This window comes from Alpinimonas psychrophila (assembly GCF_014137865.1).
Taxonomy (GTDB): Bacteria; Actinomycetota; Actinomycetes; order Actinomycetales; family Microbacteriaceae; genus Alpinimonas; species Alpinimonas psychrophila.
On sequence record NZ_JACGWU010000001.1, the window covers coordinates 220,335 to 239,779 of the forward strand.

19 protein-coding genes and 2 riboswitches are annotated in these 19,445 nt (G+C 58.9%); of the genes, 13 read left to right on the forward strand and 6 right to left on the reverse strand.

Features of this window, described 5'->3' with window-relative positions; translation table 11 throughout:
- The first annotated feature begins 64 nt into the window (after window positions 1-64).
- The 9 genes from FB555_RS01075 (at window position 65) to FB555_RS01115 (ending at window position 6,438) form a co-directional block, all read left to right on the forward strand.
- A complete protein-coding gene (locus tag FB555_RS01075; RefSeq protein ID WP_182483600.1) occupies window positions 65-571 on the forward strand; it encodes a hypothetical protein in 507 nt (168 codons plus the stop codon).
- A 55-nt stretch (window positions 572-626) separates the two neighbouring features.
- Window positions 627-1,304, forward strand: coding sequence for a phosphatase PAP2 family protein (locus FB555_RS01080; RefSeq protein ID WP_182483601.1), 678 nt, complete (start codon window positions 627-629; stop codon window positions 1,302-1,304).
- A gap of 257 nt (window positions 1,305-1,561) precedes the next feature.
- Complete coding sequence (locus FB555_RS01085; protein WP_182483602.1) at window positions 1,562-2,092, forward strand: dihydrofolate reductase family protein; 531 nt, start codon at window positions 1,562-1,564, stop codon at window positions 2,090-2,092.
- A gap of 69 nt (window positions 2,093-2,161) precedes the next feature.
- Complete coding sequence (locus tag FB555_RS01090) at window positions 2,162-3,730, forward strand: ABC-F family ATP-binding cassette domain-containing protein (protein WP_343046362.1); 1,569 nt, start codon at window positions 2,162-2,164, stop codon at window positions 3,728-3,730.
- 31 nt (window positions 3,731-3,761) lie between these two features.
- A complete protein-coding gene (locus FB555_RS01095; protein WP_220475727.1) occupies window positions 3,762-4,220 on the forward strand; it encodes a DoxX family protein in 459 nt (152 codons plus the stop codon).
- A gap of 114 nt (window positions 4,221-4,334) precedes the next feature.
- Complete coding sequence (locus FB555_RS01100) at window positions 4,335-4,763, forward strand: DUF1761 domain-containing protein (RefSeq protein ID WP_182483604.1); 429 nt, start codon at window positions 4,335-4,337, stop codon at window positions 4,761-4,763.
- 5 nt (window positions 4,764-4,768) lie between these two features.
- A complete protein-coding gene (locus FB555_RS01105; protein ID WP_182483605.1) occupies window positions 4,769-5,293 on the forward strand; it encodes an SOUL family heme-binding protein in 525 nt (174 codons plus the stop codon).
- A gap of 20 nt (window positions 5,294-5,313) precedes the next feature.
- The gene (locus FB555_RS01110) at window positions 5,314-5,601 is read left to right on the forward strand and encodes a DUF2470 domain-containing protein (protein ID WP_182483606.1); all 288 of its coding nucleotides are present in this window, start codon (window positions 5,314-5,316) and stop codon (window positions 5,599-5,601) included.
- A 132-nt stretch (window positions 5,602-5,733) separates the two neighbouring features.
- Window positions 5,734-6,438: a bacteriorhodopsin gene (locus tag FB555_RS01115; RefSeq protein ID WP_182483607.1), complete on the forward strand. Its 705-nt coding sequence runs from the start codon at window positions 5,734-5,736 to the stop codon at window positions 6,436-6,438.
- Window positions 6,439-6,535: 97 nt separating this feature from the next.
- On the opposite strand, the gene FB555_RS01120 is transcribed toward FB555_RS01115, so the two are convergent.
- Genes FB555_RS01120 through FB555_RS01140 form a run of 5 tightly spaced genes read right to left on the reverse strand, consistent with a single transcriptional unit; the run spans window position 6,536 to window position 12,248 of the window.
- Entirely contained in the window at window positions 6,536-7,675 is a 1,140-nt protein-coding gene (locus FB555_RS01120; RefSeq protein ID WP_182483608.1) for a cysteine desulfurase family protein, read from the reverse strand.
- Window positions 7,676-7,693: 18 nt separating this feature from the next.
- The gene (gene nadC, locus FB555_RS01125; RefSeq protein ID WP_182483609.1) at window positions 7,694-8,572 is read right to left on the reverse strand and encodes a carboxylating nicotinate-nucleotide diphosphorylase; all 879 of its coding nucleotides are present in this window, start codon (window positions 8,570-8,572) and stop codon (window positions 7,694-7,696) included.
- 2 nt (window positions 8,573-8,574) lie between these two features.
- Window positions 8,575-10,182, reverse strand: coding sequence for an L-aspartate oxidase (nadB, locus tag FB555_RS01130; RefSeq protein ID WP_182483610.1), 1,608 nt, complete (start codon window positions 10,180-10,182; stop codon window positions 8,575-8,577).
- 6 nt (window positions 10,183-10,188) lie between these two features.
- Window positions 10,189-11,481: a quinolinate synthase NadA gene (gene nadA / locus FB555_RS01135; RefSeq protein WP_182483611.1), complete on the reverse strand. Its 1,293-nt coding sequence runs from the start codon at window positions 11,479-11,481 to the stop codon at window positions 10,189-10,191.
- Window positions 11,478-12,248: an NrtR DNA-binding winged helix domain-containing protein gene (locus FB555_RS01140; protein WP_182483612.1), complete on the reverse strand. Its 771-nt coding sequence runs from the start codon at window positions 12,246-12,248 to the stop codon at window positions 11,478-11,480. The genes nadA and FB555_RS01140 overlap by 4 nt, the downstream gene beginning before the upstream one ends.
- Before the next feature lie 311 nt (window positions 12,249-12,559).
- Between FB555_RS01140 and FB555_RS01145 the strand changes: the two genes are divergently transcribed.
- From FB555_RS01145 to gcvP, 4 genes are all read left to right on the forward strand, one after another.
- Window positions 12,560-14,320 (forward strand): APC family permease, encoded by a 1,761-nt coding sequence (locus tag FB555_RS01145; protein WP_182483613.1) that lies wholly within the window; start codon window positions 12,560-12,562, stop codon window positions 14,318-14,320.
- 47 nt (window positions 14,321-14,367) lie between these two features.
- A riboswitch (glycine riboswitch) is annotated at window positions 14,368-14,456 on the forward strand.
- Window positions 14,457-14,569, forward strand: a riboswitch (glycine riboswitch).
- A 34-nt stretch (window positions 14,570-14,603) separates the two neighbouring features.
- The gene (gcvT, locus tag FB555_RS01150) at window positions 14,604-15,755 is read left to right on the forward strand and encodes a glycine cleavage system aminomethyltransferase GcvT (RefSeq protein WP_182483614.1); all 1,152 of its coding nucleotides are present in this window, start codon (window positions 14,604-14,606) and stop codon (window positions 15,753-15,755) included.
- 2 nt (window positions 15,756-15,757) lie between these two features.
- Entirely contained in the window at window positions 15,758-16,129 is a 372-nt protein-coding gene (gcvH, locus tag FB555_RS01155; protein ID WP_182483615.1) for a glycine cleavage system protein GcvH, read from the forward strand.
- 54 nt (window positions 16,130-16,183) lie between these two features.
- Window positions 16,184-19,108 carry an aminomethyl-transferring glycine dehydrogenase gene (gcvP, locus tag FB555_RS01160; RefSeq protein ID WP_182483616.1) on the forward strand — a complete coding sequence of 975 codons (2,925 nt, stop codon included), beginning with the start codon at window positions 16,184-16,186 and terminating at the stop codon, window positions 19,106-19,108.
- On the opposite strand, the gene FB555_RS01165 is transcribed toward gcvP, so the two are convergent.
- Window positions 19,105-19,428, reverse strand: a complete 324-nt coding sequence (locus FB555_RS01165) for a helix-turn-helix domain-containing protein (RefSeq protein ID WP_182483617.1) — start codon at window positions 19,426-19,428, stop codon at window positions 19,105-19,107. The genes gcvP and FB555_RS01165 overlap by 4 nt on opposite strands.
- Window positions 19,429-19,445: the final 17 nt, after the last annotated feature.

Consider the following 19,445-nt stretch of genomic DNA (forward strand, 5'->3'; position numbering starts at 1 on the left):
TAATTGCCGGTGCCGTCCCTTTGGGTTTTGTTACTCTCGTGATAGCAGACTGAAGTGAGGAATCGTGAACGCCGGAATCCAAGACACAATCGATCAGAGTATCGCCGCGCTCAAAGAAGCCGGGATCCCCTTCGAGGAGCTCGCTGAATATGAGCCTGCCCGCCGTCGCTGGTTTGGCTCTTCGCGAGCTCGGTTTCGACCTCTTGGCCAGGTGTGGCGATTAGGGGTCCTCCTTCTGAGTCCGGAGGGAACGCTCTTCTCTGTCGGAACGAGCACACGCGCTGTTCCACCACGGCATCCCAATAACCAATCGTTGTCGGCCGAAGCTCGTCGTCATTTTCGCGAGGTTGCTTTTCGAGGTCCTTTCACCGAAGGCGCGACGGTGAACTTCGATGCTCGCGTAGTGCGCTGGACGCCGGACGGGCTTCAGGATCCTAAGAGTGCCGTCTTCGAGGCTGGCGGCCAGATTCTGGTCCGTTGGCGCCCGGGCGCCGACGCGACAAATTCAATCTGCTTTGCGGATTACGTGGAGGAGAAGGTTGGGTTCGCTTCGCGCCGCGACCGCCAATAAATACGCGCAGTGGTAACTCTCAGGATTACGAAACTGAGATTAGTAAAGTGAACCCATGACAAAAAAATTGGTGATTCCGAGAATCGCTCACCCGATTTTATGGCTTGTTCTCAGCCTCGTCATTACTCTCGGCATCGGCGCGTGGGGACTTCTTTATCCCGATGCTCGCTCGTCGCAAATCACCATCAATATTTTTGTCAACGAGAACGGTAATCGCGTTCTCGACCTCTTGGCCCAAGGCGTGGAGAAATTCTTTTCGCCCGCCTACGCCATCGGTTTGACAGTCGTGATCGCCCTCATCGTCTGGATTTTCAGCAAGTCGCTGTGGACTGCCGTTGGCTTCGGGCTGGCGGTTGCTGCCGCGTGGCTCCCCGTTGAGATTTTCAAACTACTTTTTCACGAGAATCGCCCGGACCCAACGCAGCTCATCAACATTGTCGTGCCTTTTCAAGCTGACACTAGTTTCCCCAGCGGCCACGTGAGTTTTGCCATTGGGCTGGCCTACGCATTGCTGCTTTTAGTGGGTAAGGGCAAACCCAAAAACTTCCTGATCGCTGTCGGCATCGTTTTTGTCGTGGTCGTCGCGTACGCTCGCGTCTACGCTGGAGTGCATTTTGTATCCGATACCGTCGGCTCGGTCTTCGCTTCGGTGATTGGCATCCTGATTTTCAACCAGCTCTGGCCCGTCATCACGCGCTTCCTTACAAAGCAAAAGGGGCGCCGCTCAAAGTAAGGCGCCATAACGTCGTGAACTTCTCTGCTGCAAACCTATTGGGGTCGTTACTTGGGTAGGAGCGACTTCATCTGGTCATAGATGATCTTGCTGGTCACGGCAGAAGCCCCTCGGTCAACAGCTTGAACGCGGCCTTCGTGGCGCCCTAAAGGTTGACGTTGATGACGAGGTCGATGTTCACCCCGGCGAGCTTCTTGGTTTCGGCGAGTCCAGCCTCGTTAAGGTCGATCGGCGCTTCGCATTAGGCTGACTACGCCATGTCACATCGCCCGCGCATCTCCGTCTTTATAGCCACCAGCCTCGATGGCCTGATCGCCACCACCGATAACTCGCTGGAGTGGCTCGAGTCGGCCGTCGGAGAGGGTGAGGACTACGGTTATACCGCGTTCATGGCCGGCATTGATTCCCTCGCCATGGGCCGGGGAACCTATAATTTCATCGCCCCAATGGACCCGCTGCCGTTTGGTAAAAGGCCACTGTTCGTGTTCACGCGTGATACCGAAATTTCCCGTGAAGGTGTCAAATTCACGACCATGACGCCCACCGAAGCGGTCGAAGACTGGACGCGCCGGGAGCTTAAACATGTCTACCTCGACGGCGGCAAACTGATCAGCAGCTTCGTGAAGCTTGACCTCGTGGACGACATGACCATCACACGCGTGCCCGTTATCCTTGGAACAGGGTTGCCGCTGTTTCAGCAAGGATTTGGACCGTTGGCGTTTACCCTCGACACCTCCAATGCGTGGCCCAGCGGGGTCATCTCGCAGAAATACTCTCGCATTCGCTGATTGCTTGAGATATCGAGTGCGCCCCCAATACCGATTGGCCCCAATATGAGCCTCATCAGGCTGAACGACGTGAGCGTCACGTTTGAAAAGAATCCCGTTCTGCGTGAGGTATTTCTCAAGCTAGAAAATGGCGACCGCGTCGGCATGATTGGGCGCAACGGCTCGGGGAAGTCCACGATCTTGAAGCTCATTTTCGAACAGGTAACCCCCGATTCCGGAACCGTCGTTGTGGAGCCCGGCGTCAAGCTGGGCTATTTCTCACAGTTTTCAGAGCTGAACGGCGCCCAGACCATCACCGAAGTGCTGGATGAGCTGTTCACCGAGATCAAGGCCATCGAAGCTGAGCTCGCGGGCATTGACATCGCCATCGCCGGGAACCCTTCACCCAGCGTTCTTGATGACCTGATTCACCGTCAGTCCGAGCTTTTCGGAGAGATGGAACGCCTCGACGGCTGGGACTACACGCGTCGCATCGACACGGCCCTCACACGTTTGGGCTTTGCCGAGGAACACCGCGTCTGCGCGATCGACGAGCTTTCTGGCGGCTGGCGCAACCGAGCCGCCCTGGCGAAGATCCTTCTCGAAAACCCCGATGTTCTTCTTCTGGATGAGCCCACCAACTACCTGGACGTTTCGGGGGTGGAGTGGCTGGAGGGCTGGTTCCGCGACTTCCGGGGCGCCGCCATTGTGGTGAGCCACGACCGGGCGTTTCTCGATACCGTGGTCACCCGCATTATCGAGGTCGAAAACTTTCACTTGCAGGAATATCCCGGCAACTTCGGTGAGTACATCATCCAGAAGCAATTTCGGCTCAAGAATCTCGAACAGCAATTCGTTCATGAGTCTGAACTGCTGGCCTTCGAGGCCGAGGGTATCGCCGATCGTCGGGAGGCCGCCAAGGCTGCCAGCAGAAATCTTGGCAGCCAGCTCGCGCACATCAAAAAGTCACGCACCCCGCGCCCGGTGGATGAGATCATCACCGACATTTATGGCGGGTTGCATGTCAAGGATGTTCTGTGTCGCGTCGTGGGACTGAGCAAGTCCTATGGCGACAAGACCCTGTTCCACGACCTGACGTTTGAGCTGCGTCGCCGCAATCGCGTCGTTGTCTTGGGGTCGAACGGTAGCGGCAAGTCGACGTTGTTGCGGGTGCTGACCGGCGAGGAGAAGGCCGATTCCGGCGAGGCGGATTGGGCCGCCGGTGCGAGGGTGGTGTCCTACAACCAGGTGCTCGCCGATCTCGACGTGAATGACACGGTGACCCACGCCGTGAACGCGATGCCGGAGAGCCTCGCCTTCACCGCCACGCGAAAGTCGGTCAACAGGTTTCTCTCGATGTTCCAGTTCTCGCAAGCAGACCTGCAGCAAAAGATTGGGAACCTGTCGGGTGGTCAGCGGGCCCGGGTCGCGATGGCGCAGTGTCTGCTTTCGGGGGCCTCGGTGCTGGTTCTGGATGAGCCCACGAACCACCTCGATCTCTCAAGCACCCAGGTGATGGAACAGGCGCTGTTGCATTTTCCGGGCGCCGTCATCATCGTGAGCCACGATCGGTTCTTCACCGACAAGATTGCCACGCGTCACCTCGTGTTTGGTGTCGCTGGTCTGGCCCCCGGAGAAATCGCCGTACTCGACCGCTAACGAACACGGTCGGAACTAGTCTGGAGTCCTGATGAAGACACCAAACCCTCACCCCGAGAAACATTCCGTGCTCTCGCCGGGATCTTTACTTCGACGCAAAATTGCTCGCATCCTTCTGGGCGCCGCGCTTCTTTTCACGGGCGTTGCTCATGTCAGCTTTGCGCGAGCCACCTTCGTTGCCCAAGTTCCCGCGTGGGTGCCGCTGGATGCAGACTTCGTGGTTGTGGCCTCGGGGGTCGTCGAGCTCGCGCTCGGCGCTGGCCTCATTTTGTGGCCCAAGCAACAGGCCGTCACTGGGTTGATCGTGGCGTTCTTCTTCTTAGCTATCTTTCCGGGAAACATTTCGCAGACGCTCAACCATATTGATGCGTTTGGGCTCAATAACGACGCGGCCCGTATCATCCGGTTATTCATTCAACCACTACTGATTATTTGGGCACTGTGGTCCACTGGAGCATGGCGCGCGTTGGTGGCTCGGGCACTTCGTTAGGGCTCAAGTCTCGTATTTCGCTCTACATCCTCGCGAGCCCTTTGCCGCGGGCCGCCCACCACAAGAAATCAGAAATCCCCTCAACAATCGTGAATTGGTGGCAAAATGTGCACCATGATCTTCATTGAATTGAATTGGCTTGCCATTGTCGCCGCCACTGTTGCTGCTTTTGTCGCTGGAGCTATCTGGTTTGGTCCTAAGACCTTTTTCCCGGTGTGGTGGAAGTTGATAGGCAAGGAGGCCGGGGTAGATCCCGGAGCAAACTTGAACATGGCCATCGTTTTCGCCTCCACGTTCGTAGGCGCGCTTGTACAGGCTTTCACGCTCGCCGTCATCATTCACTTCGTGGCGGCGGGAGATTCTGCATTTGGTGCTCTTGCGGGCGGCGTGACCGGTCTCCTCGTTGGCATCGGTTTGGCGGCCGCATCATCGCTGGGCCATCGCCTCTTTGCGGGTGCAGGTTTTCGCGTCTGGTTGCTCGAGGTCGGCAGTGACGTAGTGAACCTGACGATCATGGGTGTGATTCTCGGAGCCTGGCGGTAACCAGCATGACCGCTCAGCAACCGTTTCGCCTGATTCGAAAATTCGACGAGGTCGAACTGCGTCACTACCCCGACTACGTTCTTCTGCAGGTTGAAGTCGAAGGCGATTTCATGCGGGCGGGCAATGTTGCGTTTGGTCCGCTTATCTCGTACATTAGCGGCGCCAACGCAACCGGTACAAAGTTCGCGATGACAGCCCCGGTCATCCAGGAATCAACAGCGGAGAAGGCGCATCTCGTCAGCTTCGTGCTGCCCGAAGGCGTTTCGGTGACCGAGGTTCCTGTTCCGCGAAATTCGAAGGTCTCCACCGTTGCCGTGGCAGCCCATGACGCGGCAGTACTTCCATTCTCAGGAAGTTGGAACGCTGCGCGTTTTGAACGCAAGGGCGCCGAACTCATGACGGCGGTTTTGACCGCGGGTCTCCAAGTTCAGGGCAACCACTACTTCGCTCGATTCGATCCACCGTGGAAACCTGGTTTCCTCAAACATAATGAAGCCCTGGTTCATGTGGTGCAAACTGGCAGTAACTAATTCTTGAGAAGGAGAAGCCCATGGCCGTTTTTGGCGACGACGTTGTGAAATCAATTTGCGGATACATGAACGCGAATCAGGCGGACAATAACCTCCTGATCGTTCAGGTTTTGGGAAAAGAACATGACGCCACAGCGGCCAAGTTGATTGGTTTCGACGAGCACGCTGTGTTCTTTGGCGCGACGATTTTAGATGGCGAACTTGAAGTTCGCCTTCCATGGAGTCATCAACTTTCACAGCGGGCAGAGATTGCCCAGCAACTCTTTGCCATGGTTGACAAGGCGATGGCGGCCTTCGAAAGCGAGTAACAGCTCGGCAGCCTCGCTCGACGAAAATATTTCTTTCACAAAGCGTGACCAGACATAGGGGTAAACCCCTATGCTCAGTGTCACCGGTTCATTTTTTATGGACCTTAATGCGTTAACTGTGAAAGGAACATTATGGATCTTCAAATTGTCCAAGCAGCATTCATGTTGGGCTTTGTGGCGATGGCGGCGGGTGCGTTCTATTTCTTCATGGAACGTGGCGACCTGAAACCAGAGCACCGTTCGGTCGGCACCTATGCAGCTGTCATTGCTCTCATTGCCGCAATTATGTATTACGTCATGAAAGACACCGTCATGTTCCCGGGCGGCATGATTACCGTCACGGAAATTAACGCGACGATGCCCCTTCGCTACATTGACTGGCTGATCACGACGCCTCTTCTGCTCGTTGAATTTGGTCTGATCGTTTCTCTTGCCGGCGGCGCAAAAGCCGGCATGGTCACGAGGTTGGTCATTGCCGACCTCATCATGATTGTCACCGGATACCTGGGTGAAATTGGGGTTGTCGGCTCGGCTAGCAACTACATTTTCTTCATCATCTCCACTCTTGCCTGGGTGTACATCATCATGCAGATCATGCGTGTTAATATCTCCTCCGGTCCCGCCTACGCTCAGCGTGCTGTCAAGACCATGCGTTGGTTCGTTATTGCCGGTTGGGCGATTTACCCCATCGGTACCGCAATTCAGCAGTTCATGGGCATTGGCGGCGCTGACATTACCCAAGCGGCGGCCATTGCTGCCGTGATCTACGTTGTGGCCGATGTTTTGAACAAGGTCGGTTTCGGCATGATTGCCGTAAGCGCTGCCAAAAAGGCGTAACCGAAGTCTTTCCCCCAAAAGATGCAGAAGTCGTTGCCGCCTTGGCTGAGAAAGGGCGGCAACGACTTTTCTGTCCCAGGAGTATCCGTTTGTGGCGTTAGCCGGCCAGCGCGGTGACGGATGCCACGGCCTCGGTGAGAGCCGCTACAGCGCGAGTGAGCTCCTCGGCCGTGGTCTCGTGCGAGAAGCTGAATCTCACCGATGTCTGGGCAACTTCGGGGTCAATTCCCACGGCGAGAAGCACATGGGAAGGGTCGGTCTTGCCGGCCGCGCAGGCGGAACCGCTGGAGACGATGACATTGCGTTCCTCGAGCTCCAGAAGCAAGGTTTCACCGTTGAGCCCGGCAAAGGTGAATGATGCTATGGCCGGATGGCGGGTAAGTTGAGGTCCTGTGAGTTGGGCCCGATCTATTGCCGATTGCACAGAAGTGATAAAGATGTCGCGGAGCTGGGCGACACGGGGGCCTTCCTGAGCGGGGTCATCCAGCAGTGAAATGGCGGTAGCAAGAGCAACCGCCCACGCAACATTCTCGGTACCGGAACGACGATCAAACTCTTGGCCGCCACCGTGGAGCAGGGGTTCCACGGCGAGCCGTCCACGAAGGTAGACCGCGCCGCTCCCCTTCGGGGCCCCAAGCTTGTGCCCCGAGAGGGTGAGCGCGTCAACGCCGAGGGTGGTGACGCGCACATCAAGCCAGCCAGCCGCCTGAACGACATCGGTGTGCATGAGCGCCCCCACGGCGTGCGCGAGTTCGGCGATAGCGGCGATGGGATGAATCGTGCCGATCTCGTTGTTGGCCAGCATGAGCGTCACCAGGGTGGTGCCGGGGCGAAGGGCTGCGTTCACGTCAGCGAGAGTCACCTCGCCTGAGGAAGAGACGGGCAACCAGCTCACCTCAAAGTTGTGCAGCCGCACGAGAGCGTCGATTGAGGCCAGTACCGCCTCATGCTCCGTGTGTGCGGAGACGATGTGACGACCCCGGGGGTTTGCCAGCGCAAGCCCCAAGATGGCGATGTTGTCACCCTCGGTGCCGCCGGAGGTAAAGACGACTTCGCTGGGGCGGCAGTCCAGCCACGTTGCAACGGTGGCACGCGCATTCGATAACGCACCGGATGCCCGATGGCCCAACTCGTGCGTACTTGAGGGGTTACCAAACTCGCTGGTCAGCCAGGGCCAGGCAGCCTGCAACGCCTCGGGACGAACCGGAGTCGTGGCGGCATTATCGAGATAGATCATGACGGGATTGGCAATCGACTAGTCTTTCGCCGTGAGTGTGGGTGCGGTCGTGATCGTCACGTCGAGGCCCAGATCCAGGGCGGGGGCACTATGAGTCAGCGCGCCCACCGAGATGACGTCTACGCCCGTCTCGGCAACGTCTCGAACGGTGTTAAGGTCGATGCCGCCGCTGGCTTCTACGACGGCCTGACCGGCAATGAGAGCTACTCCCGAACGCAGGTCGGCCAGCGAAAAATTGTCCAGCATGATGGTGTCGACGCCGGCGCTCAAAATAACTGGGATCTGGTCGAGGCGGTCAACCTCAACTTCAAGATGGGCGGTATGGGGGAGTTCACGGCGTATTCGCGCGAGTTCGGTTGCGAGGTCACGGCCACCGGCCTGCAGGACCGCGAGATGATTATCTTTGGCCATCACGGCATCCGAGAGTGAGTACCGGTGATTGCGAGCCCCGCCACAGCGAACGGCGTGGCGTTCGAATGCCCGCAACCCCGGCGTGGTCTTGCGCGTATCAGCGATGCGAGCACTGGTCCCCGCAATGCGCGCCACGTACTCGAATGTGAGGGTGGCAATGCCGCTCATGCGTTGAACAAAATTGAGGCCCACGCGTTCGGCGCCGAGGATCCCGCGGGCATTTCCCTGCACGCGAGCCAAGACATCGCCCTTCTGGAACGCGGCGCCGTCGGCGACCAACAAGTTGACCGTTATCGCAGGATCGGTCAGCGTGAAAGCGGCAGCAAACACGTCCCCCCCGGAGAACACTCCGGCCTCACGAGCGACAAGTTCGGCGGTCGCCGTGGCATCCTCGGGAATCAAATAGGCACTTGTCAGGTCGCCCCATGGGGCATCTTCGTCGAGGGCGCGACCAACAACATCGGCAATAACGCGGTGAGTCAACATGGCTAAACCTTTCGGGCGATGGTAATGGGGCGAGCAAGAGCCGGGCTCGTCTCGGGGTAATCAAGACGATAATGACCACCGCGAGATTCGTGGCGGGCCAGTGCGGATTGCGTCAGCGCCTGGGCCAGGAGCAACAAATTGGCGTCCTCCCAGTCGGGAAAAAGACGGTGGGCCGGATCGGCGGGCCGCCACCCCCGGATCTGCTCCAGAGTTGATTCCAGCTCGGTTCGGGTGCGGGCCAGGCCAACGTTGTCCCACATCATTGTCTGAAGTTCCACGCGATCGACAACTTGGGTGGCGAGTCGACGAGCGGCATCCGCATCGTTAGTGGCAGCGGGTGCGTCGGCCGTCAAGTGATCTGTGAGCTCCAACTCGAGCAACGGCCCCTGGGCGCCCCAGCGGGCGGCCGGAGCATCTTCGGGCCACGGTTGACCCAGATGAGAAACGGCGCGATGGGAAAACACAATCGACTCCAGCAGCGAGTTCGAGGCGAGACGATTGGCGCCGTGGGCTCCGGTACAGGCAACCTCGCCAACGGCATACAACCCGGGAATGCTGGTGCGGCCCCAGCTGTCGGTGGCGACGCCACCCATCCAATAATGTGCCGCGGGGGTCACTGGAATCGGGGCGGTAGCCCAGTTCAAACCATAGGATCGGCATGCCGCGGTGATGGAGGGGAAACGCTCCGAGAGAAAAGACTCACCCAGAGCGGTGGCGTCAAGCAAAACGGGTTGCCCGCCCTGCGCCATCATTTGTGCCTGTATGCCTCGGGCCACGATGTCGCGGGGAGCCAGCTCCGCGAGGGGGTGCAGATTCTTCATGAACCGCTCACCGGCGGCGTTGATGAGTACGGCACCCTCACCGCGAACGGCTTCCGAGATCAGGAAGCTCCCGGGAACAGCCAGTGCAGTGGGGTGAAACTGGTAAAACTCGACGTCGGAGAGCACTGCACCGGCACGGAGCGCCGCGGCAACCCCATCTCCCGTGGTGACGGCAGGATTGGTCGTGTGGCGGTAAAGCTGACCGGCCCCACCGCTGGCCAAGATGACGGTGTCGGCCTCGATGAAGCGCGTTCCGGCGGTGTCGAAGACATGCACGCCGATAACCTTCTTTCGGCCGTCCGCGTCTACTTCCGTTGCAATATCGACGAGAAAAGTGTGTTCGTAAATTTCGGTGCTGGTGGCACGAACCGCGGCGACCAGAGCGTTGCTGATCCCGGCCCCCGTGGCGTCACCCCCGGCATGCAAGATTCGGGGATGCGAGTGCGCGGCTTCCAGGCCGCGAGCGAAGGTCTCTCCCTGGCGATCAAACTCAACGCCGAGCGCCACGAGATCGTTGATGCGCCCAGGGCCCTCCGCACACAAGACGTTGACGGCTTCGGGCCAGCACAAACCGGCACCGGCGACGAGCGTGTCGGTTACGTGCTCGGCGACCGTGTCGTCATCGGTCACAACGGCGGCAATCCCGCCCTGTGCGTAGTGCGTATTACTCTCGGCAAGGTTTGATTTCGTGATCAGGATGACGGAGTGGTTTCGGCTCGCTTCGACAGCGGCAATCAGCCCCGCAATTCCGCTGCCGATGACGATAACGCGCGAACGTGTTTGTACCATCGGGCGCTAGACCGGCTTCGCAGCTAGCATGCGCTCGAGGGCAACCCGTGCAGGAAGGGCAACGTCTTCTGGAACGACGATCTGGTTGACGACCTCTCCGGCGACGAGACGTTCGAGCACCCAGGCAAGATAACCGGGGTGGATGCGATACATCGTCGAGCAGGGGCACACCACGGGATCCAGGCAAAAAATGGTGTGCTGCGGGTACTGGGCGGCGAGCCGTTGCACCATGTTTATTTCGGTACCGATGGCAAACGTGGTGGGTTCAGTCGCTTCGGCTACAGCCTTGCGAATGTACTCAGTCGAACCATATTCGTCGGCGGCATCGACAACCGGCATGGGACATTCGGGATGCACAATCACGCGAACGCCCGGGTGATCCCTGCGGGCCTGTTCGATCTGGCCCACGTTGAATCTCTTGTGAACCGAGCAGAATCCGTTCCACAAAATAACCCGAGCCTCGGCCAATTCCACTGCAGTGTTGCCCCCGAGAGGCTTGCGCCCGTGCCATAGCGGCATTGCTTCCAGCGGCACGCCCATGGCTTTGGCCGTGTTGCGCCCTAGGTGCTGGTCAGGAAAAAACAGCACGCGCTGACCGCGTTCGAATGCCCACTTCAGAACGGTTTCGGCGTTGGAAGAGGTGCACACGATCCCCCCGTTTTCACCGCAGAAACCCTTGAGCGCGGCGGAGGAGTTCATGTAGGTCACCGGGATAATCGGAACGCGACCATCGGCATCCGGCTCGGTGCCGTAGAGCGCAGTGAGCTCTTCCCAGCACTGCGTGACCGAGTCAATGTCAGCCATGTCAGCCATGGAGCATCCGGCGGCAAGGTTCGGCAAAATCACGGCTTGATTCGCCGAGGACAAGATGTCGGCGGTCTCCGCCATGAAATGCACGCCACAAAAGATGATGGCTTCCGCTTCGGGGCGATTCTTTGCCTGCACGGCCAACTGGTAAGAGTCGCCCAGATAGTCGGCGTGACGCACTACCTCTTCGCGTTGGTAGAAGTGGCCTAGGATGACGACGCGTTCGCCGAGCGTTTCTTTGGCCACCCGGATGCGCTCGTGCAGTTCGTCGTTTGTTGCCGTCTTGTACTCGGTTGGCAGTCCCCCCTGCACGGGCGAACCCGTGGGGATGACGTCGCCCATCGAGGAGCCGGGCCCATAGCCGGGGGGTTGCGCGTCAAACTCCCACGGACCCTTGGCAAGATCAGGGCTACACGCGGCTACGCCAGCTTCAGCTGTTGCACCATTCACGATTAACTGGATGCGGTCGTTAACAGAGGCTGTTGGATTCATGCGGACACTCCTGAGGCAGATGCGTGGGTCGTGGTTCGGAAGCTTGTGGTGGAGGGATTCGCGGGCACCAGTGTGCAGGGCGCGGTGAGGTGTGAAAGCGGTCCCTGATCGGCAGGGTTGACGGATGTGTCGTACTTATAGAGCTGGGGTGGCCGGTGGCGCGTGCCCGAGAGCCGCTCACCTGTTGCAACGACTGCGCCGGAGCCCTCCATGGTGCGACGAAAATTGCCGGGATCAAGCGGTTTTTGGAGCACGGCTTCGTAGACCTCGCGCAACTGAGCGAGGGTGAACGTCTCTCCCAAAAATCCGTGTGCAATCTGGCTGTACTCGAGCTTGGTGCGCAGTCTCCACAGGGCGTATTCGACGATGAGCTTGTGATCGAAGGCCAGTTCGGGCAGTTCATCCGCAACAAACCAGCGCACGTTGTCGTTCTCAATAGTGCGTTCGGCTTCATCGCTGGCCACAAGGGCCCAATACACAATCGAAACAACGCGTTCGTCGGGGGAGCGGTCTAACTGTCCAAATGCGTAAAGCTGTTCAAGATACCGAGGTTGCAGACTCGTGGTCGCCAAGAGTGTGCGCGAAGCCGCTTGAGCCAAATCTTCGTGTGCGGTGAGCGGTCCACCGGGGAGCGCCCACCGGCCTTCATAGGGGGCACGAATACGACGCACCAAGGGCAACGCCAATTCGCTCGTACCGTCGGCGCCTGGGCGCAACCTAAAGATCACGGTGGAGACGGCCAAATTCGGCGACACAACCTCACTCACAGAATCACCTCCATCAATAAAAGAGTCAAAGCGACTCTAAGTAGATATATCTTAGTGTCAATGTGACTTGAACGCCACTGCGAAGAGCAAACCGGTGAAAGTATGAAGATTTTCAACCGTTTTCGTCGGAATTTCTATAAAAACAGGGAATATTATCCGTAAAAATGTTGCAAGAAAGAAACGTTTGAGCGCTAAAGTGATTCCTGCGAGTCAAGGTTTTTTCTGGGGGCATCAAAGATGATTGCCACCTGACGGGTAATTTCCGTCATCAGATTCTCTCGCGCATCACGGCATCGAACAGGAGCACATTCATGTCCGCTACGACCTCACCTTCAGGCCAAACTCAGCATGGACGGCAGCAACCAGGTGAGAAACAGGCGAGTAAGGGTCTCAAGACTGGCGCACTCGGACTTTTCTCTAGTGTCGTCGTCGGTATGGCCTCGACGGCACCAGCATATTCCTTGGCGGCAAGCCTCGGCTTCATCGTCGCCAGCGGCGGTGCATTATTGGCAGGTGTGAAGGCTCCGGGCATCATGTTGCTCGCGTTTATCCCTATGTATTTGATTGCCGTCGCGTACCAAGAACTCAACAAGGCCGAACCCGACTGTGGTACCACATTTACCTGGGCTACCCGCGCCTTCGGCTCGGTTACCGGTTGGATGGGAGGCTGGGGCATCATTGCTGCCGATGTCATTGTCATGGCCAACTTGGCCCAAATCGCCGGGTCCTACTCCTTTACCTTCATGGGAGAAATCGGCATTCCTGGGGTCTCCAACCTCTCGGGTGATGTCTTCTGGTCTACTCTTGCAGGCCTCATTTGGATCGCTCTGATGACATGGATTGCGTTCCGGGGTATCGAAGTTTCTGCCAAGTTGCAGTATGCATTGCTCGGAATCGAGGTTGTGATTCTTGTTGTTTTCGCTATCACGGCTTTGGTGCGCGTCTACTCTGGTTCCGCCGAAAGCTATTCGTTGGTGCCCACCCTCGACTGGTTCAACCCCTTCACTCTTGACTTTGGCAGTGTCATCGCGCCCTCGATTTTGGTCGCCATCTTCATTTACTGGGGCTGGGACACGGCCGTCTCCATTAACGAAGAAACAGCAGACCCCGAAAAAACGCCAGGTCGCGCCGCCATTATCAGTACCCTTCTCCTACTGGTAACGTACGCGCTAGTCGCCACCGCGGCCGTCGCTTTTGCGGGTGTCGGTACCGACGGCGTGGGGTTGGGTAACCCCGACAATGCCAGTGATATTTTCTCGGCCATAGGGCCGGCCCTGTTTGGTGACAGCCCCATTGGCAAGATCATGTTGCTTCTCTTAGCCGCATCCATTTTGACCTCGGCTGCTGCGTCGACACAGACGACCATTCTGCCGACCGCGCGCACTGCCCTCTCCATGGCTGTGTTCAAGGCTCTTCCCGAGAAGTTTGCCAAAATTCATCCCAAGTTTCTGACCCCCACCTGGGCCACGATCGGTATGGGCATTATCTCTGCGGCTTTCTATCTACTCTTCACTATGATCAGTCCCAACCTGCTGACCGCACTGATTGGATCAATCGGTCTCATGATTGCGTTCTATTACGGGCTCACCGGGTTTGCCGCCGTGTGGTTCTACCGCCGCACGCTTACTTCCTCGTTCCGTAACTTCATCATGCGAGGACTCTTCCCCTTCCTCGGCGGTGGAATGCTCTTCGCTGTCTTTTTCTACGGTCTGTTCCAGTTCGCCATGCCTAACTGGCTGACCGATGCTGACGGCAACAACGTCACCATCTTTGGCATGGGCGCCGTGGCCGTTGTCGGTATCGGTGCTCTCGTGTTGGGCTTCGTGCTCATGCTGGTCTGGCGCGGGATTAAGCCTGACTTCTTCAAGGGACAAACTCTGACGAAGCGAACGCACATGCTGGTGTTAGAGCGCCTTGGAGAAGCCGAGCCCACGTTTGGCTTGCCCGACTCTAATCTAGGAACCGACGTAATTGCACCAGATCTATCTAACCTGCCGACGGGCGCCATCGCGATCGATATCGTGACCGGCGAGAAGCTCAAAAAGCAGAAGAAGAGCCCACCGCGGCACTAGATTTCGACGGTATGCTGAAAGCAACAAATAACTGAACACGTGGCTAATTGCACGATGCGGGAGAGTTCGCGTTAGCGAACACCGAAGGAGCAATCCTCCCCGACAATCTCTCAGGTACTCGTACCGCATCGAACAGGCCGCTCTGAAAAGAAGACGATGTCTCTAGTCGTCTCGCCCAAGGTGAAAGTTGTGTCGCGCTGAGAGGTGCGAACGGTGAAACTCTCAGGCACAAATGACAGAGGGGGAGTTCCTACTCGTTGGTCTCGTACCGAACGGAGAACTCATGTCTGATTCCCCTCGCTATTCCCCGCTGAATGCCCTGCATGAAGAGTTGGGTGCCAGCTTCACTGATTTTGCCGGATGGCAGATGCCGGTGCGCTACGACAGTGACCTCGCTGAGCACCATGCCGTGCGAACATCCGCCGGTATTTTTGACATCTCGCACATGGCTGAGATTGCTGTCTATGGGCCCGCGGCTGGTGCGTTCCTCGACTATGCGCTCGCCGGCAAGCTCTCGGCGATTAGCCTCGGGCAAGCAAAGTACAGCCTGTTGCTCAACGAAGACGGCGGCATCATCGATGATCTCGTGGTCTACCGCCTCGGAGAGACCCGCTTTCTCGTCGTGGCCAACGCGGGCAATCGCTTTGCCGCGGTCGATGCTCTGATTGCACGCGTCGGTGATTTTGATGTCACTGTCATAGACGAATCGGATGCGACCTCGCTCATCGCGGTGCAAGGTCCCGCCTCGCTCCAGATTTTGCTCCACACCGTGGGGCTCTCTCTCGCCGAAGACGCCCACGCGCGCCCGGAGCCTACGCTTGAGACCCTCAAGTACTACGCCTCACTGCCCGCAGTATTTCTGGGGCATCCCGTTCTGATCGGTCGCACCGGGTATACCGGCGAAGACGGTTTTGAGCTCTACATTGACCAAAGCGAAGCGGCGGCCCTGTGGATTGCGCTGAGCGAAGCCGGGGAGGGCCGCGGGCTCGTGCCCACGGGCCTTGCCTGCCGGGACACCTTGCGTCTAGAGGCTGGAATGCCGCTATACGGTCACGAACTTGGTCTCGAAACTGCTCCCGTTCAGGCCGGCCTCGGTCGCGTTGTCGCGTTGACTAAAGAAGGCGACTTCGTTGGTCGCACCGCTATCGAGCGCGGTGTGTCTGCCGATGCTCCCGTGTTGGTCGGACTCGTGGGCGAAGGAAAGCGTGCCGCCCGTGCCAACTATGAGGTTTTCAGCGCCAATGCCAGCGCCGACACCCGCGTGGGCGTCATCACCTCGGGGGCCTTGTCTCCCACCCTGGGTTATCCGGTAGCCATGGCCTACGTGCATCCGTCAGTATCGGCTCTCGGCACTGTCGTCTTCGTTGATATTCGCGGAACACGACTTCCCTACACTGTCACTCAATTGCCCTTTTATCGCAGAGAGAAGAACTGATCATGGCTAACCCACAGGAACTGAAATACACCGAAGAACACGAGTGGCTGAAAGTCGACGGCGACAGTGCTGTCGTGGGCATCACGGCGTACGCCGCGGAGAAACTCGGCGACGTTGTCTATGTCGAGTTGCCCAAGGTCGGGGCCGCAGTCGTGGCCGGCACCGTCGTGGGCGAGATCGAGTCCACCAAGTCTGTCGGCGAGCTCTACGCCCCCGCCACAGGAACCGTCCTCGAGGTCAACGATGCTGTTGTCTCCAACCCCGAACTCGTCAACGACGACCCCTTCGGTGGCGGTTGGCTCATCAAAATCAGCATCACCGACTTGCCTGCCCTGCTGAACGCGGATGAGTACACCGCGCTCACGGGTGAGTAACCGGCGTTTCACCACCTATAACACCAATTAACACCAACAACGTTTAAGGAACACATGTCGAACGCGTTCGCCCAACGCCACATTGGAACAGACTCCGTCGCACAGGCCACAATGCTCGCGCACCTGGGATATGACAGCATCGAGCACCTCATCGAAGCAGCCATCCCGGAGTCCATCCACGTGGATCGCTTCCGCGCCCCCGGCACGACCCTCCTGCCGGCACCCGCCACCGAGCGGGAGGCGCTCGCCGAGTTGCGCGAGCTGGCAAGCCTCAACACTGTTCGCCGCTCGCTGATCGGCCAGGGGTACTACGACACGATCACTCCCGCGGTCATCAAGCGCAACGTGTTTGAAAACCCCAGCTGGTACACGGCCTACACGCCCTACCAACCTGAAATATCGCAGGGTCGTCTCGAAGCCATCATTAACTTTCAGACGATGGTCACGGATCTCACGGGACTCGCCACGGCGAACGGTTCCATGCTGGATGAGAGCACCGCAGTCGTCGAAGCGATGATGTTGGCTCGGCGCTCCTCGAAGTCTTCCTCGAACGTGTTTGTTGTCGACGCCGATACTTTTGCGCAGTCCAAGTCTCTGTTGGCTGGGCGCGTGCACGCCATGGGCATCGAACTCGTCGAAGTTGACTTTGCTGCTGCTGCTACTGCTGCCGGTGCTGAGGGTGTCGAGATTCCCGAGTGCTTTGGCCTTTTGGTGCAGTACCCCGGAGCGTCCGGTCGCATCTTTGACCCCACCGCCGTTATTGCCTCCGCCAAAGAAATGGGCGCTATCGCTATCGTGGCCGCCGACCTGCTCGCGCTCACCTTGATCACCTCGCCAGGAGAACTTGGCGCCGATGTTGCCGTGGGCACCAGCCAACGTTTTGGAGTTCCCATGGGCTTCGGCGGCCCGCACGCCGGGTACCTCGCGGTGCGTGCGGGGCTCGAGCGCAGCATGCCCGGTCGCCTCGTCGGTGTCTCGGTCGATGCTAACGGTGAGCCCGCGTATCGCCTCACGCTCCAGGCCCGTGAGCAGCACATCCGTCGCGACAAAGCCACCTCGAACATCTGCACGGCGCAGGTACTTCTCGCGGTCATGGCCGGCATGTACGCCGTCTATCACGGACCCCAAGGGCTCAAAGATATTGCCCAGGAGGTTCATTCCAAAGCCACCGCCCTCGACGCCCTCTTGCGGGCTGGCGGTTCTGAGCTCGCGCACGAGCAGTTCTTTGACACGCTCGAGGTGCGGGTTGCTGGTCGAGCATCCGTCATTTTTGACATTGCCAAGGATGCAGGATTCCTGCTCAATGTGGTCGACGATGACACCCTGCGCATCTCGCTCGATGAGACCACGACCCGCGGTGAGGTTGAGGCTGTCGCACGATTCTTCGGAGAGACCGACGAGTACCTTAACGCTCCGGATGCCCTGCCCACCGCCCTCGTGCGCACCAGTACTTACCTCACCCACGAGGTCTTCAACTCGTACCATTCTGAGACCGCCATGATGCGCTACCTCAAGCGTCTGGCCGACTATGACTACGCGCTGGACCGCGGCATGATTCCGTTGGGCTCCTGCACCATGAAGCTCAACGCTGCGAGCGAAATGGAGGCCGTCTCCTGGCCCGAATACGCGGGACTGCATCCTTTTGCTCCCGCAGGCGACGCCGCAGGTTACCTCGAGCTCATCGCGCAGCTCGAGAAGTGGCTCGTGGACGTCACCGGGTACGACACCGTTTCCCTGCAACCCAACGCCGGGAGCCAGGGCGAACTCGCGGGCTTGTTGGCCATCCGTGGCTTCCATCATGCCAACGGTCACGCCCAGCGCACCGTTTGTCTCATTCCCTCAAGTGCGCACGGCACGAACGCGGCCAGCGCTGTTCTGGCAGGCATGACGGTTGTCGTCGTGGCCTGTGATGAGGCCGGAAATGTCGACCTCGGCGATCTACGCGCCAAGATTGGTGCCGCGGGCGAGCACCTTGCCGCTCTCATGATCACGTATCCCTCCACACACGGGGTGTATGAGCACGAAGTTCTCGAGATCACGAACCTAGTGCACACCGCCGGTGGGCAGGTCTACGTGGATGGCGCCAACTTCAACGCCCTCACGGGTTTCGCCCGCTACGGTGACTTCGGCGGCGACGTCTCCCACCTCAATTTGCACAAAACCTTCTGCATCCCGCACGGTGGTGGCGGCCCTGGTGTGGGCCCTGTCGCTGCCAAGGCGCATCTCGCCCCCTTCCTGCCCGGACACTTCGCTATGCAGTCCTCGGATCACGTTCTCGTGTTGGATGGCGTCGTCTCCACAATCGAGCACGGCGGATACCAAATCTCGGCAGCACCCTACGGCAGCCCCAGTATTCTGCCGATATCGTGGGCGTACATTCGCATGATGGGTGAAGATGGCATTCGGGCCGCAACGGCCAGCGCCGTTCTGGCCGCGAACTACATGGCGCGCCGCCTCGGGGAGTATTACCCCGTGCTCTACACCGGCGACAGCGGCCTCGTGGCCCACGAGTGCATCCTCGATGTGCGACCCCTCACCGACGCCACGGGAATCACCGTGGACGATGTTGCCAAACGTCTCGTCGACTTCGGTTTCCACGCGCCCACCATGAGCTTCCCGGTTCCCGGCACCCTCATGATTGAGCCCACCGAAAGCGAAGACCTGATCGAGATTGAGCGCTTCATCGAGGCCATGATTACGATCAAGGCCGAAGCGGATGCGGTTGCCGCCGGATTCTGGCCAGCGGATGACAACCCCCTTGTGAACGCCCCGCACACGGCCGCAACGATCGCGGGGGAGTGGGAGCATCCGTACTCCCGCGAGACGGCCGTGTATCCCTTCGCTCCGGGCCTGGATGCCGTGGCGCGCACCACGCGCATTCGCAGCAAGTACTGGCCGCCCGTGCGCCGCGTGGACAACGCGTTTGGTGACCGCAACTTGGTGTGCTCCTGCCCACCGCCGGAGGCCTTCGAGAGCTAAGCGCGCGCGCTGTCCTCTTTCGAGGCAGACTTCGGTGAGACAGGATTGAGGAAGTCATCCCTGACCGTGGTGACTTTGCCTGTCACGACCGAGAAAATTTCATCGAACCCAATCTCGAGCGCGGTCGACAAACGCAACCACGTTTCCATTGACCCAGGGGACTTGCCGGTTTCGACGGCGACAATCGCGCGGCGACTGACACCGCTCAACTCAGCCAGCTGGTCGTACGTCAAATTCATCGCACTACGGCGCGAACTCAGGAATCGCCGGAGCACGTCGAGGTCGGGAAAAGGGATGGGTTTTTTGTCTACAGGGGGCACGAGTGCAGTCCACCACG

What these genes read in the sequence shown, in the direction of transcription:
- FB555_RS01100 (WP_182483604.1), top strand. Translation starts at nt 4,335, where the DNA reads ATGATCTTCATTGAATTGAATTGGCTTGCCATTGTCGCCGCCACTGTT.
- FB555_RS01120 (WP_182483608.1), bottom strand. Translation starts at nt 7,675, where the DNA reads ATGATCTATCTCGATAATGCCGCCACGACTCCGGTTCGTCCCGAGGCG.
- FB555_RS01105 (WP_182483605.1), top strand. Translation starts at nt 4,769, where the DNA reads ATGACCGCTCAGCAACCGTTTCGCCTGATTCGAAAATTCGACGAGGTC.
- gcvT (WP_182483614.1), top strand. Translation starts at nt 14,604, where the DNA reads ATGTCTGATTCCCCTCGCTATTCCCCGCTGAATGCCCTGCATGAAGAG.
- gcvP (WP_182483616.1), top strand. Translation starts at nt 16,184, where the DNA reads ATGTCGAACGCGTTCGCCCAACGCCACATTGGAACAGACTCCGTCGCA.
- FB555_RS01095 (WP_220475727.1), top strand. Translation starts at nt 3,762, where the DNA reads ATGAAGACACCAAACCCTCACCCCGAGAAACATTCCGTGCTCTCGCCG.
- gcvH (WP_182483615.1), top strand. Translation starts at nt 15,758, where the DNA reads ATGGCTAACCCACAGGAACTGAAATACACCGAAGAACACGAGTGGCTG.
- FB555_RS01145 (WP_182483613.1), top strand. Translation starts at nt 12,560, where the DNA reads ATGTCCGCTACGACCTCACCTTCAGGCCAAACTCAGCATGGACGGCAG.
- FB555_RS01080 (WP_182483601.1), top strand. Translation starts at nt 627, where the DNA reads ATGACAAAAAAATTGGTGATTCCGAGAATCGCTCACCCGATTTTATGG.
- FB555_RS01110 (WP_182483606.1), top strand. Translation starts at nt 5,314, where the DNA reads ATGGCCGTTTTTGGCGACGACGTTGTGAAATCAATTTGCGGATACATG.
- nadC (WP_182483609.1), bottom strand. Translation starts at nt 8,572, where the DNA reads ATGTTGACTCACCGCGTTATTGCCGATGTTGTTGGTCGCGCCCTCGAC.
- FB555_RS01085 (WP_182483602.1), top strand. Translation starts at nt 1,562, where the DNA reads ATGTCACATCGCCCGCGCATCTCCGTCTTTATAGCCACCAGCCTCGAT.
- nadA (WP_182483611.1), bottom strand. Translation starts at nt 11,481, where the DNA reads ATGAATCCAACAGCCTCTGTTAACGACCGCATCCAGTTAATCGTGAAT.
- FB555_RS01115 (WP_182483607.1), top strand. Translation starts at nt 5,734, where the DNA reads ATGGATCTTCAAATTGTCCAAGCAGCATTCATGTTGGGCTTTGTGGCG.
- nadB (WP_182483610.1), bottom strand. Translation starts at nt 10,182, where the DNA reads ATGGTACAAACACGTTCGCGCGTTATCGTCATCGGCAGCGGAATTGCG.